Annotated in this window: 19 protein-coding genes; 11 read left to right on the top strand and 8 right to left on the bottom strand. The window is 71.3% G+C overall.

The features are described from left to right. Positions 1 to 10 precede the first annotated feature (10 nt). The gene (locus ACIA8X_RS17075; protein ID WP_399458584.1) at positions 11 to 2014 is read right to left on the bottom strand and encodes a flavin monoamine oxidase family protein; all 2004 of its coding nucleotides are present in this window, start codon (positions 2012 to 2014) and stop codon (positions 11 to 13) included. Positions 2015 to 2278: 264 nt separating this feature from the next. Between ACIA8X_RS17075 and ACIA8X_RS17070 the strand changes: the two genes are divergently transcribed. The 4 genes from ACIA8X_RS17070 (at position 2279) to ACIA8X_RS17055 (ending at position 8894) form a co-directional block, all read left to right on the top strand. After that, positions 2279 to 3778 carry a family 43 glycosylhydrolase gene (locus tag ACIA8X_RS17070; RefSeq protein ID WP_393447877.1) on the top strand — a complete coding sequence of 500 codons (1500 nt, stop codon included), beginning with the start codon at positions 2279 to 2281 and terminating at the stop codon, positions 3776 to 3778. A gap of 74 nt (positions 3779 to 3852) precedes the next feature. Continuing rightward, positions 3853 to 5262 (top strand): family 43 glycosylhydrolase, encoded by a 1410-nt coding sequence (locus tag ACIA8X_RS17065; RefSeq protein WP_399458644.1) that lies wholly within the window; start codon positions 3853 to 3855, stop codon positions 5260 to 5262. 126 nt (positions 5263 to 5388) lie between these two features. After that, positions 5389 to 7107, top strand: coding sequence for an ABC transporter ATP-binding protein (locus tag ACIA8X_RS17060; protein WP_399458583.1), 1719 nt, complete (start codon positions 5389 to 5391; stop codon positions 7105 to 7107). Continuing rightward, on the top strand, positions 7104 to 8894 hold the full coding sequence (locus ACIA8X_RS17055; protein ID WP_399458582.1) for an ABC transporter ATP-binding protein: 1791 nt from the start codon (positions 7104 to 7106) through the stop codon (positions 8892 to 8894). The genes ACIA8X_RS17060 and ACIA8X_RS17055 overlap by 4 nt, the downstream gene beginning before the upstream one ends. A gap of 18 nt (positions 8895 to 8912) precedes the next feature. Here ACIA8X_RS17055 and ACIA8X_RS17050 read toward each other — a convergent pair whose 3' ends face one another. Next, the gene (locus tag ACIA8X_RS17050; protein WP_399458581.1) at positions 8913 to 9923 is read right to left on the bottom strand and encodes a DUF2278 family protein; all 1011 of its coding nucleotides are present in this window, start codon (positions 9921 to 9923) and stop codon (positions 8913 to 8915) included. A 197-nt stretch (positions 9924 to 10120) separates the two neighbouring features. Between ACIA8X_RS17050 and ACIA8X_RS17045 the strand changes: the two genes are divergently transcribed. From ACIA8X_RS17045 to ACIA8X_RS17035, 3 genes are read left to right on the top strand one after another with little or no spacing between them, the layout of a single operon-like run. Then, positions 10121 to 10561, top strand: a complete 441-nt coding sequence (locus ACIA8X_RS17045) for an SRPBCC family protein (protein WP_399458580.1) — start codon at positions 10121 to 10123, stop codon at positions 10559 to 10561. After that, positions 10558 to 11136, top strand: coding sequence for a class I SAM-dependent methyltransferase (locus ACIA8X_RS17040; protein ID WP_399458578.1), 579 nt, complete (start codon positions 10558 to 10560; stop codon positions 11134 to 11136). Before ACIA8X_RS17045 ends, ACIA8X_RS17040 begins: the two co-directional genes overlap by 4 nt. Before the next feature lie 33 nt (positions 11137 to 11169). Further along, on the top strand, positions 11170 to 12480 hold the full coding sequence (locus ACIA8X_RS17035) for a lanthionine synthetase LanC family protein (RefSeq protein ID WP_399458577.1): 1311 nt from the start codon (positions 11170 to 11172) through the stop codon (positions 12478 to 12480). Here the strand turns inward: ACIA8X_RS17035 and ACIA8X_RS17030 are convergent. The 5 genes from ACIA8X_RS17030 to ACIA8X_RS17010 all read right to left on the bottom strand — a co-directional run bounded on the left by ACIA8X_RS17030 (position 12426) and on the right by ACIA8X_RS17010 (position 19146). Continuing rightward, the gene (locus ACIA8X_RS17030; RefSeq protein WP_399458576.1) at positions 12426 to 13583 is read right to left on the bottom strand and encodes an XdhC family protein; all 1158 of its coding nucleotides are present in this window, start codon (positions 13581 to 13583) and stop codon (positions 12426 to 12428) included. The two genes, ACIA8X_RS17035 and ACIA8X_RS17030, sit on opposite strands and share 55 nt — an antisense overlap. A gap of 58 nt (positions 13584 to 13641) precedes the next feature. After that, a complete protein-coding gene (locus ACIA8X_RS17025) occupies positions 13642 to 15099 on the bottom strand; it encodes an NCS2 family permease (protein ID WP_399458575.1) in 1458 nt (485 codons plus the stop codon). Between the two features lie 183 nt (positions 15100 to 15282). Then, the gene (locus ACIA8X_RS17020) at positions 15283 to 17667 is read right to left on the bottom strand and encodes a xanthine dehydrogenase family protein molybdopterin-binding subunit (protein WP_399458574.1); all 2385 of its coding nucleotides are present in this window, start codon (positions 17665 to 17667) and stop codon (positions 15283 to 15285) included. Positions 17668 to 17671: 4 nt separating this feature from the next. Further along, on the bottom strand, positions 17672 to 18256 hold the full coding sequence (locus ACIA8X_RS17015) for a (2Fe-2S)-binding protein (protein WP_399458573.1): 585 nt from the start codon (positions 18254 to 18256) through the stop codon (positions 17672 to 17674). Continuing rightward, positions 18256 to 19146 (bottom strand): FAD binding domain-containing protein, encoded by an 891-nt coding sequence (locus tag ACIA8X_RS17010; protein ID WP_393447859.1) that lies wholly within the window; start codon positions 19144 to 19146, stop codon positions 18256 to 18258. Before ACIA8X_RS17010 ends, ACIA8X_RS17015 begins: the two co-directional genes overlap by 1 nt. Before the next feature lie 399 nt (positions 19147 to 19545). Here ACIA8X_RS17010 and ACIA8X_RS17005 point away from each other — a divergent pair, with 399 nt between their 5' ends. Next, positions 19546 to 21219: a PucR family transcriptional regulator gene (locus tag ACIA8X_RS17005; RefSeq protein WP_399458572.1), complete on the top strand. Its 1674-nt coding sequence runs from the start codon at positions 19546 to 19548 to the stop codon at positions 21217 to 21219. A 241-nt stretch (positions 21220 to 21460) separates the two neighbouring features. After that, positions 21461 to 22249 carry a hypothetical protein gene (locus ACIA8X_RS17000; protein WP_393447855.1) on the top strand — a complete coding sequence of 263 codons (789 nt, stop codon included), beginning with the start codon at positions 21461 to 21463 and terminating at the stop codon, positions 22247 to 22249. A gap of 299 nt (positions 22250 to 22548) precedes the next feature. On the opposite strand, the gene ACIA8X_RS16995 is transcribed toward ACIA8X_RS17000, so the two are convergent. Further along, positions 22549 to 23412 (bottom strand): GntR family transcriptional regulator, encoded by an 864-nt coding sequence (locus tag ACIA8X_RS16995; protein ID WP_393447853.1) that lies wholly within the window; start codon positions 23410 to 23412, stop codon positions 22549 to 22551. Between the two features lie 154 nt (positions 23413 to 23566). On the opposite strand from ACIA8X_RS16995, the gene ACIA8X_RS16990 reads away from it, so the two are divergent. Both ACIA8X_RS16990 and ACIA8X_RS16985 read left to right on the top strand, forming a co-directional pair. Further along, positions 23567 to 24418, top strand: coding sequence for a (2Fe-2S)-binding protein (locus tag ACIA8X_RS16990; RefSeq protein WP_399458571.1), 852 nt, complete (start codon positions 23567 to 23569; stop codon positions 24416 to 24418). A 304-nt stretch (positions 24419 to 24722) separates the two neighbouring features. Beyond that, the gene (locus ACIA8X_RS16985) at positions 24723 to 25766 is read left to right on the top strand and encodes a DUF2637 domain-containing protein (protein ID WP_393447849.1); all 1044 of its coding nucleotides are present in this window, start codon (positions 24723 to 24725) and stop codon (positions 25764 to 25766) included. Positions 25767 to 25839 lie beyond the last annotated feature (73 nt).

Raw genomic sequence — 25839 nt, 5'->3', positions numbered from 1 at the left:
GCGCGGGGGCTCAGTCCCCGTGCGCCTCCAGCGCCGCCCGCACGCCCGATTCGAGGGCACCCTCGATCCACGACGGCTTCACCGAGGTGTGGTCCCCGGCGAAGTACAGCGGACCCTCGGGGGTGCGGATCGCTTCCAGCAGCTCCGTGTGCTGGCCGGGCAGGAGCACGGACGCCTCGCCGTACGCGTACGGATCGCGCAGCCAGCTCTGGGTGCGCCCGGCCCCGGTGTAGAAGACCTCCAGCCGCTGCCCGTAGACCTGTTGCAGGCCCCGCAGCGCGTGCGGGTAGCGGGCGTCCTCGTCGAGGGAGTCCCAGCGGGAGGCGTCGTCGGCCCAGCTGTAGGAGGCGAGGACGACGCCGCCCTTGCTGCCCTCGATCGGGTGGGACGGGTTGATCATGAAGCGGTTGGAGTTGTCGGACACCGACCCGCCGCCGATGATGTGCGCCGCCTCGGGCTGGTCACGGGTGGCCCAGCGGTTGGCGGCGTAGTGCACGCGCTGCGCGTCGCTGATGTGGCCGTCCGGGACGGAGGGGTGGGCGCCCAGGAGGCTGCCGTCGGCGGGCGCCTTGCCCTTGCGGTAGTCGTCGTAGAGCCCGGGCCGTACGGCGTCCAGCTCGCGCTTCCAGTCGGCCTCGGTGAACTCCCACCAGCGCAGGCCGAATTCGAGCAGCACCTTGGTGGCGCTGTCGTAGTGCAGCTCGGCCACCGAACGCCGCTTCTTGTACGACATCAGCGGGCTGACCTGCACCTGCCTGAGCCCCGAGAACGGCACCGTGACGATCGCGAGGTCGCCGGTGAACTCCTCGCGCACGACCTTGCCGTCGCGCCCCTCGGAGACGGTGTCGATCCAGACGTGCGGGCCCTTGGCGCCCACGTGGGAGGTGTCGTCGGCGCCGGGCCGGCCGGGAGCCCAGTACTCGATGTGCGTGGCCCGCCGGTCCAGGCGCAGGACGTCGGCCACCTCCTTCAGCAGCGCGTCCGGAAGCGTCGCCGTACCGCCGACCAGCTCCCAGAACGCGGTGTCCGGGCTGATCAGCGACTGGCTGATGAAGCTGTGGATGAAGGAGAGCGGCAGCCGTGAGGTGAGGTTCTCCAGCGTGCCGATCAGGTCGACGGTCCGCTCGTCGAAGCCCGCCTCCTCGGTCAGGAAGCGGTACATCGACCAGTCGCCGTACTTCTGCACGACCCGCGCCCAGCCCTTGACCCGCTCGGGCATCGGCTTGTCGACGCGCTTGCCGTCCGGGCCGACGGTGCTGAACTCGTCGCGTACGGGGTCCAGGGCGCGGCGCAGGATGGTCGAGGACGGCGTGTCCCAGTACTCGCGCGGGACGCCGAAGGAGCGGTTGATCCTGCGGGGCGCCTTCGCGTACTCGGAGCGGCGCACGCGGACGCCGTTGACGTGCAGCCAGGCGTTGTTGACGGGCTTGCCCTCGCCGTCGACATCGACCAGGTGGAACCGGCGGCGTTTCACGCCGAGTTGGTCGATCAGCTGCATCACCAGGGGATGGCTGCCGGGGATGCGCATGGCGCCGGCTTCGGCGTACTGGGCCGGGTCGGCGAACGCCTGCGCCGCGTGCTCGTGCCCGCCGGTGCGGAAGGTCTTGATACGGCCGCCGACGCGGTTGCCGTTGGCCTCGACGAGCGTGACGTGGTGCCCGGCCCGCTTCAGCAGCCAGGCGGCGACAAGGCCGGCCGGTCCGGCGCCGACGACGAGGATCTTTCTCGCGGTCTTCGTCGCCGTGCGCGGCAGCCCGGAATCGAGGACCTTCTGGTACTCCGGCACGAGCGGCCGGTCGTGCTCGTCGACCACCAGCAGGGCGCGGGCGACGGCCAGGCAGGTGTCCCAGTCGGCGGTGGACTTCGGCCGGTGAGGGGCGGTGGGCGCGGCCGGTGCGGCGGACGCCTGTGCGGGAGTTAACGCGGCGAGGGCGGCGGCCGTCGTGGCGGACGCGGTCGTGAACTTCCGCCGGGAAAGGGAGGTCGGGCCGACAGGCGCGCGGTGATTTTCCATATGCCCTGGATACGGGGGCAGTTGGGGTCCCGGGAGCCCATCCGTTGTTTGATCACCTGAACGGGCAAGCGCACCATCGCACGCCCACACCAGGTGTGCGTCCGCACGCGGGTTTGTAAAGCACATATGTCGAAACCGTTGACGGAGACATGCCCCACTTTTATCTTCTGTCCCAATCACGATCGGAATCACGAACTCCGTTCGAAATCTCGGACAGAGCTTACCGACGGAACTTACGGACAGGGACGGTCTCGTATGCCCCGGATGTCTCACCCGCCGCTCAGACAGCGCCGCAGATCACTCATCCTCTGCGTACTCGCCGCGCTGCTGGCCCTGGTGGCGACCACGCAACCGGCGTCCGCGGCGGAGGGTCGCCCGTACACGAACCCGCTGAAGTCGTCCAAGGGCGCCGACCCGTGGCTGCAGTACCACGACGGCAGCTACTACCTGATCACCACGACGTTCACCGGCATCCTCGGCATCCGCAAGTCGCCGACGCTCGCGGGGCTCGCCACCGCGCCCAACGTGCAGGTGTGGTCGGACACGACGTCGACCCGCAACACCAATATCTGGGCGCCGGAGATGCATCTGATCAACGGCCACTGGTACGTGTACTACTCGGCCGGCCAGAGCGGCGTCGCCTGCTGCGACTCGCAGCGCACGCATGTGCTGGAGAGCGCCGGCACCGATCCGATGGGGCCGTACACCTACAAGGGTTCGCTCACCGGGTCCAACCTCACGCCGGGCGGCTGGCTGATCGACGCGAGTGTGCTCCAGGCGAACAACAAGCTGTACCTGGTCGGCAGCGGGTTCATCAACGGCAGTACGCAGAGCCTGGTCATCGCGCCGATGAGCAATCCGTACACCCTGGCAAGCAACACCTTCACGATCATCTCCAGCCCGACCCTGGACTGGGAGCGCTCCGGCAGCCCCGTCAACGAGGGCCCCGAGCCGCTGTATCACAACGGCCGCACCTTCCTGACCTACTCGGCGAGCTTCTGCGGCACCGCCGACTACAAGCTCGGGCAGCTGGAGTTGACCGGCTCCGATCCGCTCAACCCCGCCTCCTGGACGAAGAAGCAGACACCGGTCTTCCAGCGCAGTGACGCCAACAGCGTGTACGGACCCGGCCACAACGGCTTCTTCAGCTCGCCCGACGGCACCGAGAACTGGATCGTCTACCACGCCAACTCCGCGTCGAACGGCGGCTGCGGCAACGGACGGACAACCCGCGCCCAGAAGTTCACCTGGAACGCCGACGGCACCCCGAACTTCGGTACGCCGGTCGCGCTCGGCACCACCCTTCCCGGCCCGTCCGGCGAGACGGCCGTGACGCCGACGTCGTACACCCTCGTCAACCGCAACAGCGGCAAGTGCCTGGACGTGAACGGGGGCGCCACGGCCGACGGCACCAACATCTTCCAGTGGACCTGCACCGGCGGGGCCAACCAGAAGTGGAAGGTCGAGGACCTCGGCGACGACACCAACCGGCTGGTCAACGTCGCCACCGGCAAGGTGATGGACGTCGCCGACTGCTCCGCCTCCGACGGCGCCGACATCCGGCAGTGGACCTGGCTCAACAACAAGTGCCAGCGCTACCGCCTGGTGTTCACGGCCTCCGGCGACTACGTCCGGCTCGTCAACGAGTCCACCGGCAAGGTCGCCGACGTGGCCGACTGCTCCTCCGCGAACGGCGCCGACGTACGGCAGTGGACGTGGCTGAACAACAACTGCCAGCAGTGGCGACTCGTCCCCACGACGTGATCCCTTCCTTCCAACTCCCGCACTGGAGAAGCACCTTGAGACGCAACGCCGTACGGCTGCTCACGGCCGTCCTGATGGCCCTCGCGGCCTGCCTCGCCGGGCCCGGTCCCGCCGCCGAGGCGGCCGTGCCCGCCTCCCCCGCCGTGACCTTCACCAACCCGATCGCGCTGCAGCGCGCCGATCCGCACATCTTCAAGCACACCGACGGCTTCTACTACTTCACGGCGACCGTTCCGGCGTACGACAGGATCGTCATGCGCCGGGCCACCACCCTCCAGGGGCTCGCCACCGCCCCGGAGACCACGATCTGGACCAAGCACGCCAGCGGTGAGATGGGCGCCCACATCTGGGCCCCGGAGATCCACTTCATCGACGGCAAGTGGTACGTCTACTTCACCGCCGGCTGGTCCAACGACAAGTGGAAGATCCGGCCGTACGTCCTGGAGACCAGCTCCGCCAACCCGCTCACCGGCACCTGGACCGAGAAGGGCCGCATCTCCCTGCCGCTGGACACCTTCTCGCTCGACGCCACGACGTTCGTGCACAACGGCACCCGCTACCTCAGCTGGGCCCAGAACGACCCCGCCGTCGGCGCGGGCACCAACATCTACCTGGCCCGCATGTCCAACCCCTGGACCATCAGCGGCAGTCCGGTGATGATCGCCCGGCCCACCCACGCCTGGGAGAAGGTCGGAGCGACCGTCAACGAGGGCCCCGCCTTCATCCAGCACGGCAGCAAGGTCTTCATGACCTTCTCCGCCAGCGCCACCGACGCCAACTACTGCCTCGGCCTGCTGACCGCCGACGCCGGCGCCGACCTGATGAACCCGGCGTCCTGGACCAAGAACCCCGAGCCGGTCTTCAAGAGCAACGACACCACCGGCCAGTTCGGTCCCGGCCACAACAGCTTCACCACGTCCGAGGACGGCAAGTCGGATATCCTCGTCTACCACGACCGCGACTACAAGAACATCAGCGGCGACCCGCTCAACGACCCCAACCGCCGCACCCGCTTCCAGAAGCTGTACTGGAAGGCCGACGGCACCCCCGACTTCGGCATCCCGGTGGCCGACGGGGTCACGCCGCAGCGCTTCTCGTCGTACAACTTCGCGGACCGGTTCATCCGGCACTGGGAGTACCGGGCCCGTATCGAGGCCAACGTCTCCCCGCTCGCGGACTCGCAGTTCCGTGTGGTCACCGGCCTGAGCGGCAGCGGCACGGTCTCCCTCGAGTCGGCCAACTTCCCCGGCTACTACCTGCGGCACAAGAACTTCGAGGTGTGGGTGGAGAAGAACGACGGCACGGCGCAGTTCGCGGCCGACGCGAGCTTCTTCAAGCGGGCCGGGCTGTCCGAATCGGCGGGGGTCTCGTACGAGTCGTCCAACAACGCCGGGCGCTACATCCGGCACTACGAATACCTGCTGCAGCTGCAGACACCGAGCACGGCGACGGACAGGGCGGACGCCACGTTCTACGCCCAGTAGGAGCCTCACCAGGGCGGGACGGGGTGCCCGCCCCGCCCTGGTCGAACAAGGGAGCTATAGTTAGGCTTACCTAAGTTTGCACTGCATGATGCGGGGGCGCCGTGAACCCTCGCTCCGGGGGGATGCGTGAGAAGAGCGGACCTGCCGGGACGGGGCGTTCTGTGGCGGGCGGTGGCAGGGCAGCGCCGTGACCTCGTGGTCGGCGCGGTGCTGGCCATGGCTCATCAGACGGGCGAGGCGCTGGTGCCGGTGCTCATCGGCGTGGCCGTCGAACGGGGCGTCGTGGAAGGGGACCTCGCCGGTCTGCTGCGGTGGCTGGGCGTCCTGGCCGTCGTCTACGTCGGGCTGTCCGTTAGCTACCGCTACGGCGCCCGGGCCGGCGAACGGGCCTCGGTGACCGCCGCCCACCGCCTCAGAACCGACCTCATCGGCCGGGCCCTCGCCCCCGAAGGAGGCGCGGACGAAGGCAGGTTGCCCGGCGAGCTGGCCACCATCGCCACCGAGGACGCCCGGCGGGTCGGTGCCGTGGCCATGGCCCTGGTCGTCGGTCTCGCGGCGGCGACCGGGCTGGCGGTGGGCGCGGTCGTGCTGCTGCGGGTGTCCGTGCCCCTCGGGCTCCTCGTCCTGCTGGGCACCCCCCTGCTGCTGTGGCTGGTGCACCTGCTGAGCAAGCCACTTGAGCGGCGCAGCGAGACCGAACAGGAGCGCGCGGCGCGGGCCTCCGGCGTCGCGGCGGACCTCGTGGCCGGGCTGCGGGTACTCAAGGGCATCGGCGCCGAGCAGGCGGCCGTCGCCCGCTACCGGCGGGTCAGCGGGGACTCGCTGGCCGCCACCCTGCGCGCGGCCCGCGCCGAGGCCTGGCAGAGCGGCGTCGTGACCATGCTCACCGGCGCGTTCCTGGCCCTGGTCGTCCTCGTCGGCGGACGCCTTGCCGCACGCGGCGACATCGGCCTCGGCGAGCTGGTCTCCTGCGTGGCGCTGGCCCTGTTCCTCATCGGCCCGCTCTCCGAGTTCTCCTGGGTCAACGCGCAGTTGGCCCAGGGTCGCGCCTCCGCCGCCCGCATCGCCGAAGTCCTCGACGCCGAGCGCGCCGTTTCTGCCGGCCCCTCGTCCGGGGGCGCCGTCCTGCACCGGGTGGAGGGCCGACTACGGCTGCGCGGCCTGTCGTACGGGTCCCTGCGCGCCGTAGACCTCGACATCGCGCCCGGCGAGACGGTCGGCGTCGTCGCCACCGACCCGGCCGACGCGTCGGCGCTGTTGCGCTGCCTCGGCCGCCGGGCCGACCCGGACGCCGGGACCGTCGAACTGGACGGGACACACCTGTCCGCCCTGGGCCTGGCGGAGCTACGGACCGCACTCCTCGTCGCCGAACACGACGCGGACCTGTTCGAGGGCACGGTCCTGGACAACGTCGCGGCCGCGGCCTCCACCGCCGGGGCGCGCACCGATACGACCCTCACCGCCGCGATCACCGCATCCGGCACCGACGAAGTCGTACGCTCCCTCCCCGACGGCCTCGACACGGCCGTCACCGCCCGCGGCCGTTCGCTCTCCGGAGGGCAGCGGCAACGCGTCGCCCTGGCGCGGGCGTTGGCCGCCGATGCGCCGGTCCTGGTCCTGCACGAGCCGACCACGGCCGTCGACGCCGTCACGGAGGCGCGGATCGCCGCCGGGATCAGAGGTCTGCGCGCGGGCCGTACCACCGTCGTGGTGACCACGAGCCCCGCCCTGCTCGCCGTGACCGACCGGGTCGTCCTGCTCGACGGGGGTGGGGTCGCCGCGAGCGGTGGGCATGAGCGGCTGGTGCACGAGTGCGCGGCCTACCGTACGGCGGTGCTCGCGTGAGCCGGTCCGAAGCCGGTGCGCGGACCGGCGGCGCGCACCTGCTCCCCGTCGCCACGTCCGCGCGCACCCGCGCGGCGGTCCTGGAACTGGTGCGCCCGCACCGGCGGTTGGCCCTGACCGGGTTCGCGGTGCTGGTCGGCTCCACCGCCGTCGGCCTGCTGGTGCAGCCGCTGCTGGGCCGGATCGTGGACCTGGCCGCCGACCGCGCGTCCGTCGACGCCATCACCGTCACGGCGGCGCTGCTCGTGGCCGTGGCCGTCGTGCAGGGCGTCTCCGCCGGGTTCGGGCTGTCGCTGATCTCCCGGCTGGGCGAGACGACGCTGGCCCGGTTGCGCGAGCGGTTCGTCGAGCGGGCGCTCGGACTGCCCCTGGAGCGGGTCGAGAAGGCCGGCGCCGGTGATCTCACCGCCCGGGTCACCGCCGACGTGTCCCTGATCGCCGAGGCGGTGCGCAGCGCCCTGCCGGAGCTGGCCCGCTCACTGCTGACCATCGTCCTCACGCTCGGGGCGATGGCGCTGCTCGACTGGCGGTTCCTGCTGGCCGCCCTGCTGGCGGTGCCGGTACAGGCGGCCACCGCGCGCTGGTACGTCGCCCGGGCCGTGCCGCTCTACGCCGAGCAGCGCGCGGCCGCGAGCGCCCAGCAGCAGCAACTGCTCGACACGGTCGCGGGCAGCTCCACGGTGCGGGCGTTCCGGCTGGAGCGGGAGCACGCCGAGCGGGTCGCCGAGCGGTCCTGGTCGGTGGTGGCGCTGACGATGCGCGGGATCCGGCTGGTCCTGGGCTTCTACAGCCGTCTCCACATCGCCGAGTACACGGGTCTTGCCGCCGTACTGATCACCGGCTACTGGCTGGTGCGGCAGGGCTCGGCATCCATCGGTACGGCGACCGCGGCCGCCCTGTACTTCCACAGTCTGTTCACGCCGATCAACGCCGCCCTCGTCCTCCTCGACGACGCCCAGTCGGCCACGGCCGGCCTGGCCCGGCTCGTCGGCGTCACCGACCAGCCCTCCGCCCCACGGTCCGACCGCCAGGTCGAGGCGGGCCGGGTCGAGGTCACCGTGCGCGAGGTGAACCATGCCTACCGGCCCGGACATCTCGTGCTGCACGACATCGACCTGACGATCCGGCAGGGCGAGCGGGTGGCCCTCGTGGGTGCGAGCGGGGCCGGCAAGACCACGTTGGCCAGGCTCGTCGCCGGCATCCAGCCGCCCACCGCAGGAACGGTCCTGATCGGCGGTGTCCCGCCGAGCGAGCTGGGCCCTGCGGCCGCCCGACGTACGGTCGCCCTGATCACTCAGGAGACCCACGTCTTCGCGGGGACCCTCGCCGACGACCTGCGCCTGGCCAAACCGGACGCCACCGACGACGAACTGCGCGCCGCACTCGACCGCGTCGACGCCCTGGCCTGGGCCGACGCGCTGCCCGACGGTCTCGCCACGGTCGTCGGCGACGGCGGCCACCGGATCGGCGGAGACCGGACGCAGGCCCTGGCGCTCGCCCGGCTGGTCCTCGCCGATCCGCCGCTGGTGATCCTCGACGAGGCCACCGCCGAGGCCGGCAGCGCGGGTGCGCGCGCCCTGGAGAAGGCGGTCACCCGGGCCGTTGACGGCCGCACCGCGCTGATCGTCGCCCACCGTCTCAGCCAGGCGGCGAGCGCCGACCGCATCGTCGTCATGGACGCCGGGCGGATCGTGGAGACCGGCACGCACGACGAACTGCGCGCCGCCGCGGGTCCGTACGCGGCCCTGTGGGAGGCATGGTCGGACACCCGCGACACCACCGCATGAGACCCCGCACCCCTGGGGTCAGAAGACGACCGACCACCCCTCACGCCCGGCCTGCTCGGCGGTGTAGGAGACACCGTCGACCTTGATCCTCCGGTCGTCGAGGAGGCTGATCTCGCCGCCGTGGTTGCCGAGTTGGGCGCCGACGCCGAGGGGGACGGTGAGGCAGGCGCCGGACGCGAGCGGGCCGGGCGGCACGGCGGAGCGCTTGCCCAGCCGGTCCTGGAGGTGCCAGCCGGTCAGGTCGACGGGGTCGGGCGAGGCGTTGAGGAGGGTCACCGTCTCGGCCTCGGGGGCGGGGCCGCGCGGGTTGACCAGGGCGGCGACGATCCGGACGGGCCGGGTGCCGGGCACGGGGCGGGAGCCGTCGACGTCCTCGATGGCGTGGCCGGTGGCGTCGTCCGTCTTCCAGGACTGGCTCTGGAAAGCGAGGAAGATGCCGACCCAGCGGGACCGCGCCGGGAAATGGACGAGCAGTCCGCCGTCCTGCCAGACGCCGTCGTCGCCGCGGAAGCGGCGGCTGTTGCCCTGGTTCATATGGATGTCGTGGACGCCGTTGCCGGGCAGGAAGCCGAAGACCTTGTCCTTGACCCCGGCCTCGGGCCCCCAGCGCTCGCCGAACAGATACACCCGGGCCTCCTGGTCGGCGACCGCGCGGCGGACGGAGTGGTCGAGGAGGTCGGCGAGGTCGTTGTCGGGGCCTTCGAGGTCCGGGGGCAGCTTCCGCATCAGGGCCGGGTCGAAGAGGTTGCCGCGCACGTAGTCGAGGTTCGGGCCGCCGGGGCCGGACGGCAGAGTGTTCCAGCCGCTCGCGAGGCCCGCCAGCCGGTCCGTGATCGGGTGCCGGAAGTCCTCGCTGACGAAGTACAGCAGCTCCGAGGGCTGCTGCTGGGACAGGACGTTGACGGCGGCACGGTAGTTCGTGCCGTGATCGTCGGTGAGATGGATCTGGTAGTGCGGCGAGTCGTCGCCGCCCTCGCGCCGGGTGTCGACGGCTCGTCCGATCAGTACGCCGTAGGCCTTCAGTGGCATGACGATCAACTCCCCCTGGAGGTGGGCGGATTGCCCACTCTTGGGAGGAAGGGTACGGGCCGGGCACGGCGCCCGAAGCCGAGTTCACCTCACGTACGCCTGCCCGCCGACAGCCGGCTGGACCGCCTGCACGACCCGTATACGACCGGGCCGTGACCAGCCCGGATTCCACAGAACCGTTCCGTAAGATCGCCTCCGTGGCGAACTTCCTCCTCGAACGCACGGTTCCACTCCCTCTCACCGAGGCGTGGCGCCGCCTGACGGAGTGGCCCCGCCACGCCGAGGTCGTCCCCCTGACCCGCGTCCGTGTCACGACCCCCGAACCGACGGGCGTGGGCACGCGTTTCGTCGCCCGTTCCGGCCTCGGCCCGCTCTCCGTGGACGACCCGATGGAGGTGACGGTGTGGCAGCCCCCGACTGACGACACACCGGGCCGGTGCAGGCTGGAGAAGCGCGGCCGCGTGCTCACGGGCTGGGCCGAGATCGAGGTACGGCCCGGTCCGGGCGGGCGGGCACGGGTGGTGTGGCGGGAGGAACTGCGGGTGCGGTTCGTGCCGGGGGGCTTGGACGGCATGGTGGAGCGGACTGCTCGGTATGTGTTCGGGCGGGCGATGAACCGGTTGCTGAGGCGGGCGTGACAACCGTCGAACTGGCGTGCTGGGATGACCACTTCGCGCGAGGGCGTGGCTTTCGGAGCGTCCGTGAGCGGGAACTGCGGCTGCTCGGCGAGGCGGTGGGGCCGCGTGCGGGCGCCCGGGCCCTGGACATCGGCTGCGGGCTGGGCACCTATGCCGCCGCACTCGCCGGTCTCGGCTACGAAACCCTCGCCGTCGACTGGTCGGACGCGGCGGTGGCGGCGACCCGTGACCGGTACGCGGATCTGGAGCCCCGACTCCGCGTGAGCCGCCTCGACTTCGAGGACGCGGCCGAGGTGCGGGCGAGGCTGCCGCGGGCGGGCTTCGACCTCGTGACCATGCGGCTGGTCCTCGCCTTCATGGCGGACAAGGTGGCGGTCGGGGAGCGGGTGCGGGAGTTGCTGGCGCCCGGCGGGGTGTGGGTGGTGACGACGCCGCTGGCAGAGAGACTGCCTCAGAAGCGGCGGTACATCGGGGTGACGGCCGAGGACATGGCGGTCGTGACGGAGGGATGGGGGCGTGGTGAGTGGTACGACCTCGACGGAGGCGGGGTGCGGTGTTTCGTGCTGCGGGCCTGAGGTCCCGGAAGCCCCCGTGCCAGAGTGGTCGCCATGACGGAGACTGAGGCAACGCACTTGACGCCGGACGAGGTCGAGGCGCTGGCGGTGGACGGGCTGCGCTGGCTGCTCTCGGGTGCGCGGGAGACGGGCGATGGCGGGCTCGGCTGGCCGGTCAAGGGCTCGGACGGCCGAGTCGACCCGATGCTCTACAACGGCACGGCCGGGGTCGTGCCGGTGCTGCTGGAGGCGTGGCGGCACTTCGGCGACGACGCGTACGCCGACCTCGCGTTGCGCGCCGCGCGTTCCCTGGTGGACGTGGTCGACGACCACCCTGACGACTCGCTCTACTTCGGTCGCACCGGTATCGCGCTCGTCCTGCGGACCGTTCACCGTGAACTCGGGTACGCCGACGCCGACTTGGCCGCGGATCGCGCCCTCGACCAAGTGCGGTCACGGTTCGACGGGACGCGCTGGGGCGACCTGTTCGAGCTGATGGGCGGCAACGCGGGCATCGGGCTGGGCGCGTTGGCGGCGGGCGACGCCGAGCTGGCCGTACTGGCGCTGGAGCCGTACACGCGCACGACGCAGGCCACCGCGGCGGGTGTCACGTGGGAGTTCCGGCGGGGCATCGAGTCACGGCTGCACCACATGTCGCACGGCACGCTCGGCATCGCGTACGCGCTGGCCGCCGTCGGGTCGGCCACCGATCGTGCGGATCTCGTCGAGCTGGGGCGGGCCGGCGTCGCGGATGTCGTGGCCCGCGACGAGGGTGGCCCCGAAGGGTTCCTCGTACCGCACTCCGACCCGCAGCGCCTTCCTGACCTGATCGACCGCCACAGCTACGGCTGGTGCCACGGCCCGGCGGGCGACGCGCACGTCTTCCGGCTGCTGCGGGACGTCACCGCCGACCCCGCCTGGTCGGCCCTCGCCGACCGCTGCTGGCACACCGTCACGCACTCGGGTCTGCCGAACCGCCTGCGCCCGGGCTTCTGGGACAACAACGGCCGCTGCTGCGGCACGGCGGGCGTCCTGGCCCTGGCCTGCGACCGCATCGCCGAGCAGGCCGACTCCCCCGACTTCGCCCGGATCCTCGTCGCCGACATCGCCGCCCACGCCACCCGCGACACCGACGGCGCCCGCTGGTCCAACGTCGAGCACCGGGCGAACCCGAGCGACCTGGAACCGCAGCACGGGTGGGCGATGGGCAACGCGGGGATCGTCCGCGAGCTGCTGCGTTACGTCAGGATCGGCCGGGGCGGCGACCCGGCGTACGCCTTCGCCTGGCCCGACCAGCCGGTGCCGAGGGTTCAGGCCACCGACCCGATCCGCCCGGCAGACGCGGACGTCGACGTCGCGTCGTGATGGATCGGCGTGTGCGCGCCCGTCAGTGAGACGCCGCTTCCACCACGCCGGTCGGCGACGATCTCCGAGGCGATCGACAGGGCCGTCTCCTCGGGCGTACGGGCGCCGAGGTCCAGGCCGATCGGGGAGCGCAGGCGGGCCAACTCCAGTTCGGTGACGCCGACTTCGCGCAGTCTGTCGTTGCGGTCGAGGTGCGTGCGCCGCGAGCCCATCGCGCCGACGTACGCCACCGGCAGCCGCAGCGCCAGCTGGAGCAGGGGAATGTCGAACTTGGCGTCGTGGGTGAGTACGCACAGGACGGTCCGGGCGTCTACGGACGTCCGCTCCAGGTACTCGTGCGGCCACTCCACGACGATCTCGTCGGCCTCCGGGAAGCGGGCCTTCGTCGCGAAGACCGGGCGGGCGTCGCACACGGTCACGCGGTAGTCGAGGAACTTGCCTATCCGCACCAGCGCCGACGCGAAGTCGATCGCGCCGAAGACGATCATCCGGGGCGGCGGGACGGAGGACTCGACGAGGACCGTGAGCGGGGCCCCGCAGCGCGAGCCCTGTTCGCCGATCTCCAGGGTGCCGGTGCGGCCCGCGTCGAGGAGGGCGACCGCCTCCGCGGCGACCGTGCGGTCCAGTTCGGGGTGGGCGCCGAAGCCGCCCTCGTACGTGCCGTCGGGGCCGGCCAGAAGAGCGAGCCCCATCAGGTCCCGTGGCCCCGACACGATCCGTGCCACCGCCGCCGCCCGCCCACCCGCGGCCGCCCGCAGCGCGGCCGCGAGCACGGGGCGGGACGGGTCGGCGGCCCGTACCGGCGTGACGAGGACGTCGATGACGCCCCCGCAGGTCAGTCCGACCGCGAAGGCGTCCTCGTCGCTGTACCCGAAGCGCTCCAGGACCGTCTCGCCGTCCAGCAGCGCCTGTCGGCACAGCTCGTACACCGCGCCCTCCACACAACCGCCGGAGACCGACCCGATCGCCGTGCCGTCGGCGTCCACCGCGAGCGCGGCACCGGGCCGGCGGGGTGCGCTGCCGCCGACCGCCACCACGGTGGCCACGGCGAAGTCGCGTCCCTGCCCGACCCACCGGTGCAGTTCTTCGGCGATGTCCAGCATGGGTCGGTCTCCTTGACAGCGGTCGTGTGGAGGGCGGTTCACACTGCCCTCCACACGGTCAGTGCACGCCCATCCAGCTCTCAATGGGATTGAGGGCAAAGAAGACCAGGAAGATGCCTGTCAGGGCCCACATAAATGCCCCGATCTCCCGCGCCTTGCCCTGAGCGATCTTGATGGCGACGTACGAGATGACGCCGGCCGCGACACCGGCGGTGATGGAGTACGTGAACGGCATGATCACGACGGTGAGGAACACGGGGATCGCGGTGGCCCGGTCGGCCCAGTCCACGTGCCGCGCGTTCATCATCATCATGGCGCCGATCACCACCAGGGCGGCCGCCGCGACCTCGCCCGGCACGATCGCCGTGAGCGGCGTGAAGAACAGACAGGCCGCGAAGAACAGGCCGGTGACGACCGAGGAGAGACCCGTACGGGCACCCTCGCCCACGCCCGTCGCCGACTCGACGAACACCGTCTGGCCGGACGCGCCGGACACACCGCCGATCGCACCGCCGGCACCGTCGATGAACAGCGCCTTGGACAGACCCGGCATCCGGCCCTTGTCGTCGGCCAGCTTGGCCTCGGTGCCGACGCCGATGATCGTCGCCATCGCGTCGAAGAACCCGGCGAGCACGAGCGTGAACACGATCATGCCGACCGTCATGGCACCGACCTCGCCCCAGCCGCCGAACTCGACGTTGCCGAAGATGGAGAAGTCGGGCATGGACACCGCGCTGCCGTGCAGTTCGGGAGCGCCGCTGGCCCACTGCTTGGGGTCGATGACGTCGAGTGCGTTGAGGGCGACGGCGAGCACGGTGCCGCCGACGATGCCGATCAGGATCGCGCCGGGGATGCCGCGCGCCTGGAGCATGAAGATGCCGAGCAGGGTGACGGCGAAGAGCAGCACGGGCCAGCCGGCCAGTTCACCGGCCGGGCCGAGGCTGAGCAGGGCCGCCTCGCCCTGGTGCACGAAGCCGGCCTTCACCAGGCCGATCAGGGCGACGAACAGGCCGATGCCCATGGTGATCGCGTGCTTCAGCGCGAGCGGAATCGCGTTCATGATCATCTCGCGCAGGCCGGTGACGACCAGCAGCATGATGACCACGCCGTACATCACGCACATGCCCATGGCCTGCGGCCAGGTCATCTGCGGGGCGACCTGCGAGGCGAGGACGCCGGAGACGGAGAGGCCGGCGGCGAGGGCGAGCGGCACCTTGCCGAAGAAGCCCATGAGCAGCGTGGTGAAGGCCGCCGCGAACGCGGTCGCGGTGATGAGGGCCTTCTGCGCGAGGGTGTCCCCTGCCGCGTCCTTGCCGGACAGGATCAGCGGGTTGAGCAGGAGGATGTACGCCATCGCCATGAAGGTGGTGACGCCGCCGCGCACCTCGCGCGCGACCGTGGATCCTCGCTTGGATATGTGAAAGTACCGGTCGAGCCAAGCCCGTCCGGCCGGGACGCGGGTGCCTTCTCCCGCGTCGTCGGCGACGGTCTTCGGCTCAAGTGACTGCTGGGTCATGTGGGCCTACTCCCAAGGTTCAAAGGGGCACCCGCGTGTTGCCTTGGACGATTGCGGGATTTGGGAAGGTGCTTCGGCCGCACGACCCGGGGGACGGCCCGAGACGAACGAACTGGGCACTCCGGGCGACGCGGCGAAGTGTGACGTTCCCTGCGCCGCCCGGAGAGTTCTTGCTGGGTTTCCTTACGCCGTGCCCGTGAGGTGTTCAGGCCGTACCGGCGTCCGGTTGAGCTCCAGCCCGGTCGCGTCCCGGATCGCCGCGAGGACGGCCGGGGTCGACGACAGGGTGGGAGCCTCGCCGATGCCCCGCAGCCCGTACGGGGCGTGGTCGTCGGCGAGTTCGAGCACGTCGACGGGGATGGTCGGCGTGTCGAGGATCGTGGGGATGAGGTAGTCCGTGAAGGAGGGGTTCTTCACCTTCGCGGTCCTGGGGTCGACGATGATCTCCTCCATGACCGCCACGCCGAGACCCTGGGTCGTACCGCCCTGGATCTGGCCGATGGCGGACAGCGGGTTGAGCGCCTTGCCGACGTCCTGGGCGCAGGCCAGCTCGATCACCTTCACCAGGCCGAGCTCGGTGTCGACCTCGACGACGGCGCGGTGCGCGGCGAAGGAGTACTGGACGTGGCCGTTGCCCTGGCCGGTGCGCAGGTCGAAGGGTTCGGTCGGACGGTGCCGCCACTCGGCCTCGATCTCGACGCTCTCGCCTTCGAGTACGTCGACCAGGTCGGCGAGCACTTCGCCGCCGTCGGTGACGACCTTGCCGCCCTCCAGGAGCAGTTCAGCGGTGGCCCAGGCAGGGTGGTAGGAGCCGAACTTGCGGCGCCCTAGCTCAAGGACCTTCTCCCTGACCAGCTCGCAGGAGTTCTTGACGGCGCCGCCGGTGACGTACGTCTGACGCGACGCGGACGTCGAACCGGCGCTGCCCACCTGCGTGTCCGCCGGGCGGATCGTCACCTGGGTGACGCCCAGCTCGGTGCGGGCGATCTGCGCGTGGACGGTGACACCGCCCTGGCCCACCTCCGCCATGGCCGTGTGCACGGTCGCGACGGGCTCGCCGCCCACGACCTCCATACGGACCTTGGCGGTGGAGTAGTCGTCGAAGCCCTCGGAGAAGCCGACGTTCTTGATGCCGACCGCGTAGCCGACACCGCGTACGACGTCTTCGCCGTGCGTGGTGTTGGACAGACCACCGGGCAGCTGCCGTACGTCCGCGCCCTCGCTGGACTCCCACTGGCGCTCCGGCGGCATGGGCATCGCCTTGACGCGGCGCAGGAGTTCGGCGACCGGCGCCGGGGAGTCGACCGGCTGCCCGGTCGGCATGATGGTCCCCTGCTCCATGGCGTTCAGCTGCCGGAACGCGACCCGGTCCATTCCGACCGCGTCGGCCAGCTTGTCCATCTGGGCCTCGTAGGCGAAGCACGCCTGGACGGCGCCGAAGCCGCGCATGGCGCCGCAGGGCGGGTTGTTGGTGTAGAGGGCGAGGGCCTCGATGTCGACGTCGTCGACGACGTACGGGCCGACGCTCAGCGAGGAGGCGTTGCCGACGACCGCCGGGGAGGCCGAGGCGTAGGCGCCGCCGTCCAGGACGATCCGGCACTTCATGTGGGTGAGCTTGCCGTCCTTGGTCGCCCCGTGTTCGTAGGAGAGCTTGGCGGGGTGGCGGTGGACGTGCCCGAAGAAGGACTCGAAGCGGTTGTAGACGATCTTCACGGGCTTGCCCGTGCGCAGCGCGAGCAGGCAGGCGTGGATCTGCATCGACAGGTCCTCGCGCCCGCCGAAGGCGCCGCCGACGCCGGACAGCGTCATACGGACCTTGTCCTCGGGCAGGCCCAGGACCGGGGCGATCTGGCGCAGGTCGGAGTGCAGCCACTGGGTGGCGATGTACAGGTCGACGCCGCCGTCCTCGGCGGGCACGGCGAGACCGGACTCGGGGCCGAGGAAGGCCTGGTCCTGCATGCCGAAGGTGTACTCACCCTTCACGATGAAGTCGGCCTTCTTGGCGGCCTCTTCGGCGTTGCCACGCACGATCGGCTGGCGGTGGACGATGTTCGGGTGCGGGACGTGGCCGGAGTGGTGGTCGTCGCGGTTCTCGTGGACGAGGATCGCGTCCGGGGCGGTCGCGGAGGCCTCGTCGGTGATGACGGGCAGCTCGCGGTAGTCGACCTTGATCTTGGCGGCGGCTCGGCGGGCCGTCTCCGGGTGGTCGGCGGCGACGATGGCGACCGGCTCGCCGTGGTGGCGTACCTTGCCGTGCGCGAGGACCGGGGTGTCCTGGATCTCCAGGCCGTAGCGCTTCACCTCGGTCGGCAGGTCGTCGTACGTCATGACGGCGTAGACGCCGGCCGTGGCGAGGGCCTCACTGGTGTCGATGGACGCGATCTCGGCGTGCGCGACGGTCGACCGGAGGATCTGACCCCAGAGCATGTCCTCGTGCCACATGTCGGACGAGTACGCGAACTCGCCGGTGACCTTGAGGGTGCCGTCCGGACGGAGCGTGGACTCACCGATGCCGCCCTTGGTCCGGGAGCCTTGGGTGATCTTGGTGGGAGTGCCGATGGTGGGCATCTGCTCAGACCGCCTCTCCCTGCCGGGCGGCCGCGAGGCGAACCGCGTCCATGATCGTCGCGTAGCCGGTGCAGCGGCACAGGTTGCCCGAGAGCGCCTCGCGGATGTCCGCGTCGGTCGGGTTCGGGTTGCGCTCCAGCATCTCGTCGGCGGCGACCAGCAGACCCGGCGTGCAGAAGCCGCACTGGACGGCGCCGGCGTCGATGAACGCCTGCTGGATCGTGGAGAGTTCGGCGCCCTCGCCGGTCTGCGAGTCCTGCCCCGTGGCCGCCCATTGCTGAGCATCCTGGAGGGACGTACCGCAGGCACCGGTCGCACAACCGCCGTGCTCGGCACGCTGCTTGGCGTAGTCCGCGAGCCCCTCTACGGTGACGACCTCGCGGCCCTCGACCTGCCCGGCGGCGACGAGACACGAACACACCGGAACGCCATCCAGCCGGACCGTGCAGGAACCGCACTCGCCCTGCTCACAGGCGTTCTTGGACCCCGGAAGGCCCATGCGCTCCCTCAGCACGTACAGCAGGGACTCGCCCTCCCACACGTCGTCGGCTTCCTGCGGACGTCCGTTGACGGTGAAGTTGACGCGCATCAGGCGACTCCCTCCGTGCGGGCGGCGGTGCCGCGGTACGACTCCCAGGTCCAGGTCAGCGTGCGGCGCGCCATGACGCGTACCGCGTGCCGGCGGTAGCTCGCCGTGCCCCGGACGTCGTCGATCGGGTTGCAGGCGCCGGAGCACAGCTCCGCGAACTGCCGGGCGACCGACGGGGTGATGATCTTGCGGTTGTCCCAGAAGCCGCCCTCTTCGAGCGCCGCGTTCAGGAACTCCTCAGCGGCCTTGGCCCGCACAGGCGTGGGCGCCGCCGAACCGATCCCGGTACGCACGGTCCGCGTCTCGGGGTGCAGCGCGAGCCCGAAGGCGCACACGGCGATGACCATGGCGTTCCTGGTCCCCACCTTGGAGTACTGCTGCGGCCCGTCGGCCTTCTCGATGTGCACGGCCCGGATGAGCTCGTCGGCGGCGAGCGCGTTGCGCTTCACGCCGGTGTAGAACGCGTCGATCGGGATACGGCGGCTGCCGCGCACCGACTCGACCTCCACCTCGGCACCGGCCGCGAGGAGGGCGGGGTGGGCGTCACCGGCCGGAGAGGCGGTGCCGAGGTTGCCGCCGACGCCGCCGCGGTTGCGGATCTGCGGCGAGGCGACCGTGTGCGAGGCCAGGGCGAGACCGGGCAGCTCCGCGCGCAGGCTCTCCATGATCCTCGTGTACGGGACGGAGGCGCCCAGCCGCACACGGTCCTCGCCGACCTCCCACTCGTAGAGGTCGCCGATGCGGTTCAGGTCGAGGAGGTACTCGGGCCGGCGGTGGTCGAAGTTGATCTCGACCATCACGTCGGTGCCACCCGCGATCGGCACAGCAGTGGGGTGCTCGGCCTTCGCGGCGAGCGCCTCCTCCCAGCTGGCGGGGCGAAGGAAGTCCATGACCGACTCTCTCCTTCGTCTCGGGGGTCGTACGGTTTGAGCCAGATCAGGTGCTGCGAGCCCGGCTCGTTCATGTGTTGTTAACGGGCACTGACGTCAGTACACAGCGCCGTACTCCGACCCGGTCAGTCACGGAAACCATGAAGGAGTTGGCTGGCCAGGGCGGGCATCTTGTAGATTCGTATGAACGGAGGCCACCAGTAACCTCCTCGTTTTCCCTTGGAAACATCAAGCACAGCTCCATGGAAACGCGAGTTACAGCCCTTGCGACCAGGGACACAGCCGGAACACAGCCCGGCAGAAGCCCGTCGCCACTCACCGGCCCGTCGGACGGGCCGCTCACCACACCCCCTCCTAGATCCATCGTAGATTTCGAGACAAAGAACGGCGGCGACGAGAATGCGGCTGCGCGCACTGCTGGACACCGACGCGCTGGGCCTCAAGCTGCTCGGCGGCGAGGACGAGCTGGACCGCACCGTGCGCGGTGTGATGACCACCGACCTCAGGGACCCCAGCCGCTATCTCTCGGGCGGTGAGCTGGTCCTCACCGGGCTGGCCTGGCGGCGCGACGCCGCGGACTCCGACCCCTTCGTGCACCTCCTCGTGCAGAACGGGGTGGTGGCGCTGGCGGCCGGCGAGGCCGAGCTGGGGGACGTACCCGAGGACCTGGTCGTGGCCTGCGCCCGGCACCGCCTGCCCCTGTTCGCCGTACACGAGTCGGTTGCGTTCGCGACGATCACCGAGCATGTCGTACGGCAGGTGAGCGGCGAGCGGGCCGGGGACCTCGCGGCCGTCGTCGACCGGCACCGCCGGATGATGACGTCGGGCCCGGCGGGCGGCGGCCCGGACGTGGTCCTCGACCTGCTCGGCTCGGACCTGGACCTGCGCGCGCTGGTGCTGTCGCCGACGGGGCGGCTGATCGCGGGCCCGAAGGGCGCGGGCCCGGCGCTGCCCGCCGACGTGTGCGCGAAGCTGGCGGCGGAGTACCTGTCGGCCGCCCGCACCGGCCGGCGCGGTCCGCACCGGCTGACGCTGGGCTCGACGACGTACTCCCTGTTCCCGATCCGCAGCAGCGGCCGCTCCCCGCAGGCCTCGCGGGACGTGCGCGAGACGGTGCTGTCGGACTGGCTGCTGGCCGTGGAGGCGGACGCGGGCGACTGGCCCGAGGAGCGGCTCGACCTCCTCCAGGGCGTCACGCAGCTGATCGCGGTGGAGCGAGACCGCAGGGACGCGGCGCGCACCGTCCGCCGCCGTCTCGCACAGGAGGTCCTCGAACTGGTCCAGACGGGCGCGGCCCCCGCCGAGATCGCCGCGCGCCTGCGGGTGGCGGCCCCGGTGCTGCTGCCCGGCCTGGGAGCGGCCCCGCACTGGCAGGTGGTCGTGGCCCGCGTCGAATGGGACGGCGCGGAGACCGAGGCGGGCCCGATCGCCCAGTCCCTCCTGGAGGAGATCCTGGTCGACCCGCTGGCGACGGGCACGGAACCCTCCGACCGCATCGCCGTGGCCCACTCGGGCGACGAGGCCATCGCGCTGGTCCCCCTCCCCGCCGTCTCCGCGGAGCACGACGGCTCCGAGGCCGGGATCCTCGCCGACGCGCTCCTGGACTCGATCCGGGACCCGCTGTCGGCCGGCCTGGACGACGACGGCAGGGTCACGCTGGGCGTGAGCGCCGCCGTGCACTCGGCGGAGGGCCTGCGCGGCGCCCTGGAGGAGGCCCGGCACGCCCGCCGGGTGGCGGCGGCCCGCACGGGCCGGGTCTGCGCGGCGGGCCACCAGGAGCTTGCGTCGCACGTTCTGCTGCTGCCCTTCGTCCCGGACGACGTCCGCCGGGCCTTCACGGCCAGACTGCTCGACCCGCTCCGGGACTACGACCAACGCCACCGCGCCGAACTGATCCCCACCCTGGAGGCCTTCCTGGAGTGTGACGGCTCCTGGACCCGCTGCGCGACCCGCCTCCACCTGCACGTCAACACGCTGCGCTACCGAGTGGGCAGGATCGAGCAGTTGACGAGCAGGGACCTCTCGCGCCTGGAGGACAAGCTGGATTTCTTCTTGGCATTGCGGATGAGTTGAGCACCCGGAAGCCCTCGTACGGACGGCATCCGCATGGCACCAAGTGCCGTCGCTGTCCCACGACTTTGTGAAATCCTTCACCCACCCTCTTGGCCGGGCCCGGAGATTCGTGCTGAGATGCCGCCACCACTCAACAGCTCGATGGCGCGCTGGGCCTGATCCGCGGATCAGGCCGGGTATCCAGGGACGATGCCCCGCGACCCCGAGCTGATCCGCAGGACAGGACCTTGGGGAGGGCTAGGTGGCACATACCGCCATGTCTGGTAACGGAACGACCGCCGGTGACGATCCACTCCAGACCGCGGTATGGCGGCTGCGCTCGCGCGCCTGCTGGGCGGACGCGGCGGCGCTGCTCCAGCCGGTCACCGCTCAGGCCGCGCTGCAGCGGGCCGCGCTGCAGGTGGAGCGCTGTCTCTACACCGAGCAGGGCTGGGAGGAGGCCGAGGACGCGCTGCGCACGGCCGAGGCGCTCGCCCACAGCGACGACGAGCGAGGGGCGGCCGCTTGTGAACGGGGGCAACTTGCCTACGCCGCGACCCTGCACTCAGTGCGCGACCGGGCCGACGAGGCGCGGGCGGCGTTGGGGCGGGCGGCGGCGCTGATCCCTCCGGGGGCGGCGGGGCGGGCGTTGCTGGACTTCAGGCGGGGGCTGCTGGCGGAGAACCTCGCGCACTCCCCCCAGGCGGCCCGTGCGGCCTACCGCCGGGCCCACGCCGGCGCGACCGCCCACGCCGACCCCCTGCTCCTCTCCTTCACCTGGCGCCACCTGGCCGGACTCGCCCTGCGCGAGGGCGAGTTGGCGGAGGCCCGGCACGGCTTCGCCGAGTCCCTCCGAATCCGCGAGGAGCTGGGCTATCTGGTGGGTACGGCGCCCGCGCTGGCGTCGCTGGCCGACGCGGAGGTCGAACCGGAGGCGTCACGCCTGCGCGAGGAGGCCCGCCGCCTGTTCCGCCTCCTGGGCGGCGTGCCCACGTGGCTGGCCCGCCAGCTGGCCCCGCTCCCTCCGACCACGGGCGCGGCCACGGCGTGAGCGCACCGCAGGACTTCCTCGCCCCCGCCGCCCCTACCCGTCCCATCCTTCTGGGGCTCCGCCCCAGACCCCGCTCCTCAAACGCCGGAGGGGCTGATCTCAGCCCTCCGGCGTTTGAGGACGAGCGCACGGCGCCCCGAACCCCCACCCACCCGCGGGGGCGGCCACCTCTGGGCGCCGGTCCCGGCATTTCAGCCCGTCCGGCGTTTGAGGACGAGGCCCCTTCAGGGCCGAAGCGGGGGTCTGGGGGCGGCAGCCCCCAGGGACGGGAAGGGTAGGGGCGGCGGGGGCGAGAAAAGCTAAAGGCCCGCGCCCGCGAAATGCTCCCCCACCAGCGACCGCACGACGTCCAACTCCCCACCGATCAACGCGTCCAGCAGCGCCGTGTGCTCCGCCGCGTCAGCGAGAAGGTCGGCGCGGCCGCGGCCGACCCGGCGAGCGGGGCTCACCAGCGGCCACTGGGCACGGCGGTGCAGGTCGTCGGCGATCTGGACGAGTTGGTCGTTCCCGCAGAGGGAGAGCACGGCACGGTGGAAGGTACGGTCCGACTCCGCGTACGTCGCCCGGCACCCCGTAGCCGCCGCCCGAGCCGTCGCCTCGGCCAACGGCCGCAGTTCCGCCCAGCGTTCGGCGGGCACACTGCGCGCGAGCCGCAGCATCACCGGCACCTCGATCAGCGCACGGACCTCTGCCAGCTCGGCCAGCTCCCGGGCCCCCCGTTCGACCACCCGGAACCCGCGGTTGGGAACGACCTCCACGGCCCCCTCCAACGCGAGCTGCTGCATGGCCTCGCGAACCGGCGTCGCGGAGACGCCGAAGCGTTCACCGAGCGCGGGAGCCGAGTAGACCTCCCCGGGAGCCAGCTCACCGGTGACCAGCGCCGTACGCAGCGCGTCGAGGATCTGCCCGCGCACGGAGGCCCGCTGCACGACCGGACGCGGAATGGGCTGCTCACTGTGGGTGTGCTCACCACGGGCCGCCGGCACCCCCGAGGCCCCTCGGGACCGATCCTGCCCCGCACCCGAACCTGGTCCCAGACCCGACCCTGGCCCCCGGTCGACGCCCGCGGCCCCGCCCTGCGGCGGCACCCTCGGCACACCCGACGGCCCATCCGACACCCGAGGAATCCCCGTGCCCGCGGAGCCCTGCGCGCCCTGCCTCACGGGTCCTCCTCCGGACGTGTCGGTACTTGGGGTCATTACGGCGGGTTGTTACTCGCTCGTCAAGCACCTTAGGCGCAGAACTCGACAGTTCAAACCGCAGCGATCTTGGGTAAGGTAAGCCTTACCTTCAAAGTCGAGCGAATCGGCGGCCACCATGCCCGTGCCCCCCATAGCCCTCGCGGACGCGTACACCCGTCTCACCGAGGCCTTCCCGGGGCTCGACATCACCCAGCCGACGACCGACGAGGAACTCCCCCGGCACGGCGGCTGGGTCACGGCCACCGCGCTCGCGGAGGGCGGCACCGGCCTCGACGCCTTCCTGGCCTGGGACGACGCACAGGTACTGCGCGACTACGGACAGCCCGCGCGGCCGGACGTCGTCGCCAGCTTCGGCCTGCACCGGTACGCCTGGCCCGTCTGCCTGCTGATCACCGTGCCCTGGTTCCTGCTCCGCCGGGTCCCCCGCTTCCCCGTGACACACGTCTCGTACGACCGCACGGCCCCCGGCCTGGCCATAGGCGCCCTGGCCGCCCGCCCCACCACCTTCGCCTGCCTCCCCGACGACCCGGCCGCCCTGCTGCCAGGGGCCAGGGTCGTCCCCGACGAGGAGGCGCTGCGCGCCGAGGTCCGGGCCGCCGTCGCCGAGCACCTCGAACCCGTCCTCGCCGGCTTCGGGCCCCGTATGCGGCGACGTGGACGCGCCCTGTGGGGCATGGCGACCGACGAGATCGTCGAGGGCCTCTGGTACGTCGCCCACCTGTTCGGCGACGGCGAGCAGGACCGGGCACGGCGCGAGCTGGAGCTGCTGCTGCCGGGCGCGACCCAGCCGTACGTCGGCTCGGCCGCCTTCCGTGAACTGACTGGCCCGAACGGCGAGTCACTGCCCACCCGGGACCGGGCGAGCTGCTGCATGTTCTACACACTGCGCCCCGAGGACACCTGCGCCACCTGCCCGCGCACCTGCGACGCCGACCGGGTCACCAAGCTTCTGGCCGCCGCGAGTTGAGGCCCCCTCAGGTATGGCCGTAATCCGCCGTGCCGTAAGATCACCCGGGAGCGGGACACTCGTTTTGGTTACAGGCGTTTCACAAATTCCTCACTCCGCGCAGGAACTTTCCGTGGAACCACCCGTACGGGTAGTGTTGTTCGAACTCAACTCCCGCCCCTCAAGCGGCAGTTCGAGCAGAACGCCGCCCTGGGCATCCCCTTGCACTTCCTTGGCGGCCTCTTGCCCCGAAACCCCCTGAGGGCCGTTGGGATTGGGCCACTATGGCGGGCGTTACGCCCTATCCCAATGCAAGGGACCCCAGATGAGATTGACCGACATATCGCTGAACTGGCTGCTTCCGGGCGCCGTCCTGCTCCTGGGCCTGCTGGCGGCGATAGCGGTGCTTCGGCGCGGGAAGGCCTCGGGGAAGGACACGAGCGCGGACGACTCGTGGGAGCGCAGCGAGGAGCGCCGCAGGCGCAAGGAGGCCATGTACGGCACCGTCTCCTACGTCCTGCTGTTCTGCTGTGCGGCGGTCGCCGCGGCACTCTCCTTCCATGGTCTGGTCGGCTTCGGTGAGCAGAACCTCGGCCTCACCGGCGGCTGGCAGTACCTCGTGCCCTTCGGCCTCGACGGCGCGGCCATGTTCTGCTCCGTACTCGCCGTCCGGGAGGCCAGCCACGGTGACGCGGCGCTCGGCTCCCGCATACTCGTGTGGACGTTCGCGTTCGCCGCGGCCTGGTTCAACTGGGTGCACGCGCCCAGGGGCATCGGCCACGACGGCGCCCCGCACTTCTTCGCCGGCATGTCCCTGTCCGCGGCCGTGCTGTTCGACCGGGCGCTGAAGCAGACCCGCCGGGCGGCCCTGCGTGAGCAGGGTCTGGTCCCGAGGCCCCTCCCGCAGATCCGGATCGTCCGCTGGCTGCGGGCGCCTCGCGAGACCTACAGGGCCTGGTCGCTGATGCTCCTGGAGAACGTGCGCAGCCTGGACGAGGCGGTGGACGAGGTCCGCGAGGACATGCGGCAGAAGGAGACCGCCCGCCTGCGCCGCCGCGAGCAGCAGCGTATGGAGCGCGCCCAGCTGAAGGCCATCAGCCGGGGCCACCGCGGCTTCGTCGGCCGCGGCACCGGACGGCAGGTGGAGCCGCAGGCGGCCCTGGAGCGCGCCTCGGCCCAAGTCTCCGCGGAGCCTGCCATATCGACGCCGGAGCAACTGCCCGTGCGGTCACGTCCCTCACTGCAGCCCGTCCGCCACGGTTCTGATCCGGTCACCGTCGACCTCACCGCGGAGGACGACACCATGGCGCTGCCGAGACTCGACTCCCTGGAGCGCAAGCTCAAGGACCTTGAGCAGCAGTTCGGCTGAGACGCCGCACTCCTGTCGTCGACGGGAAGGGGCGCGACCCGCAACTCGGGTCGCGCCCCTTCCCGTTGTCGTA

This window comes from Streptomyces sp. NPDC051738, assembly GCF_044453205.1.
Taxonomy (GTDB): domain Bacteria; phylum Actinomycetota; class Actinomycetes; order Streptomycetales; family Streptomycetaceae; genus Streptomyces.
Note: the sequence above shows the minus strand (reverse complement) of the source record. Positions and strands in the feature narration are given on the sequence as shown.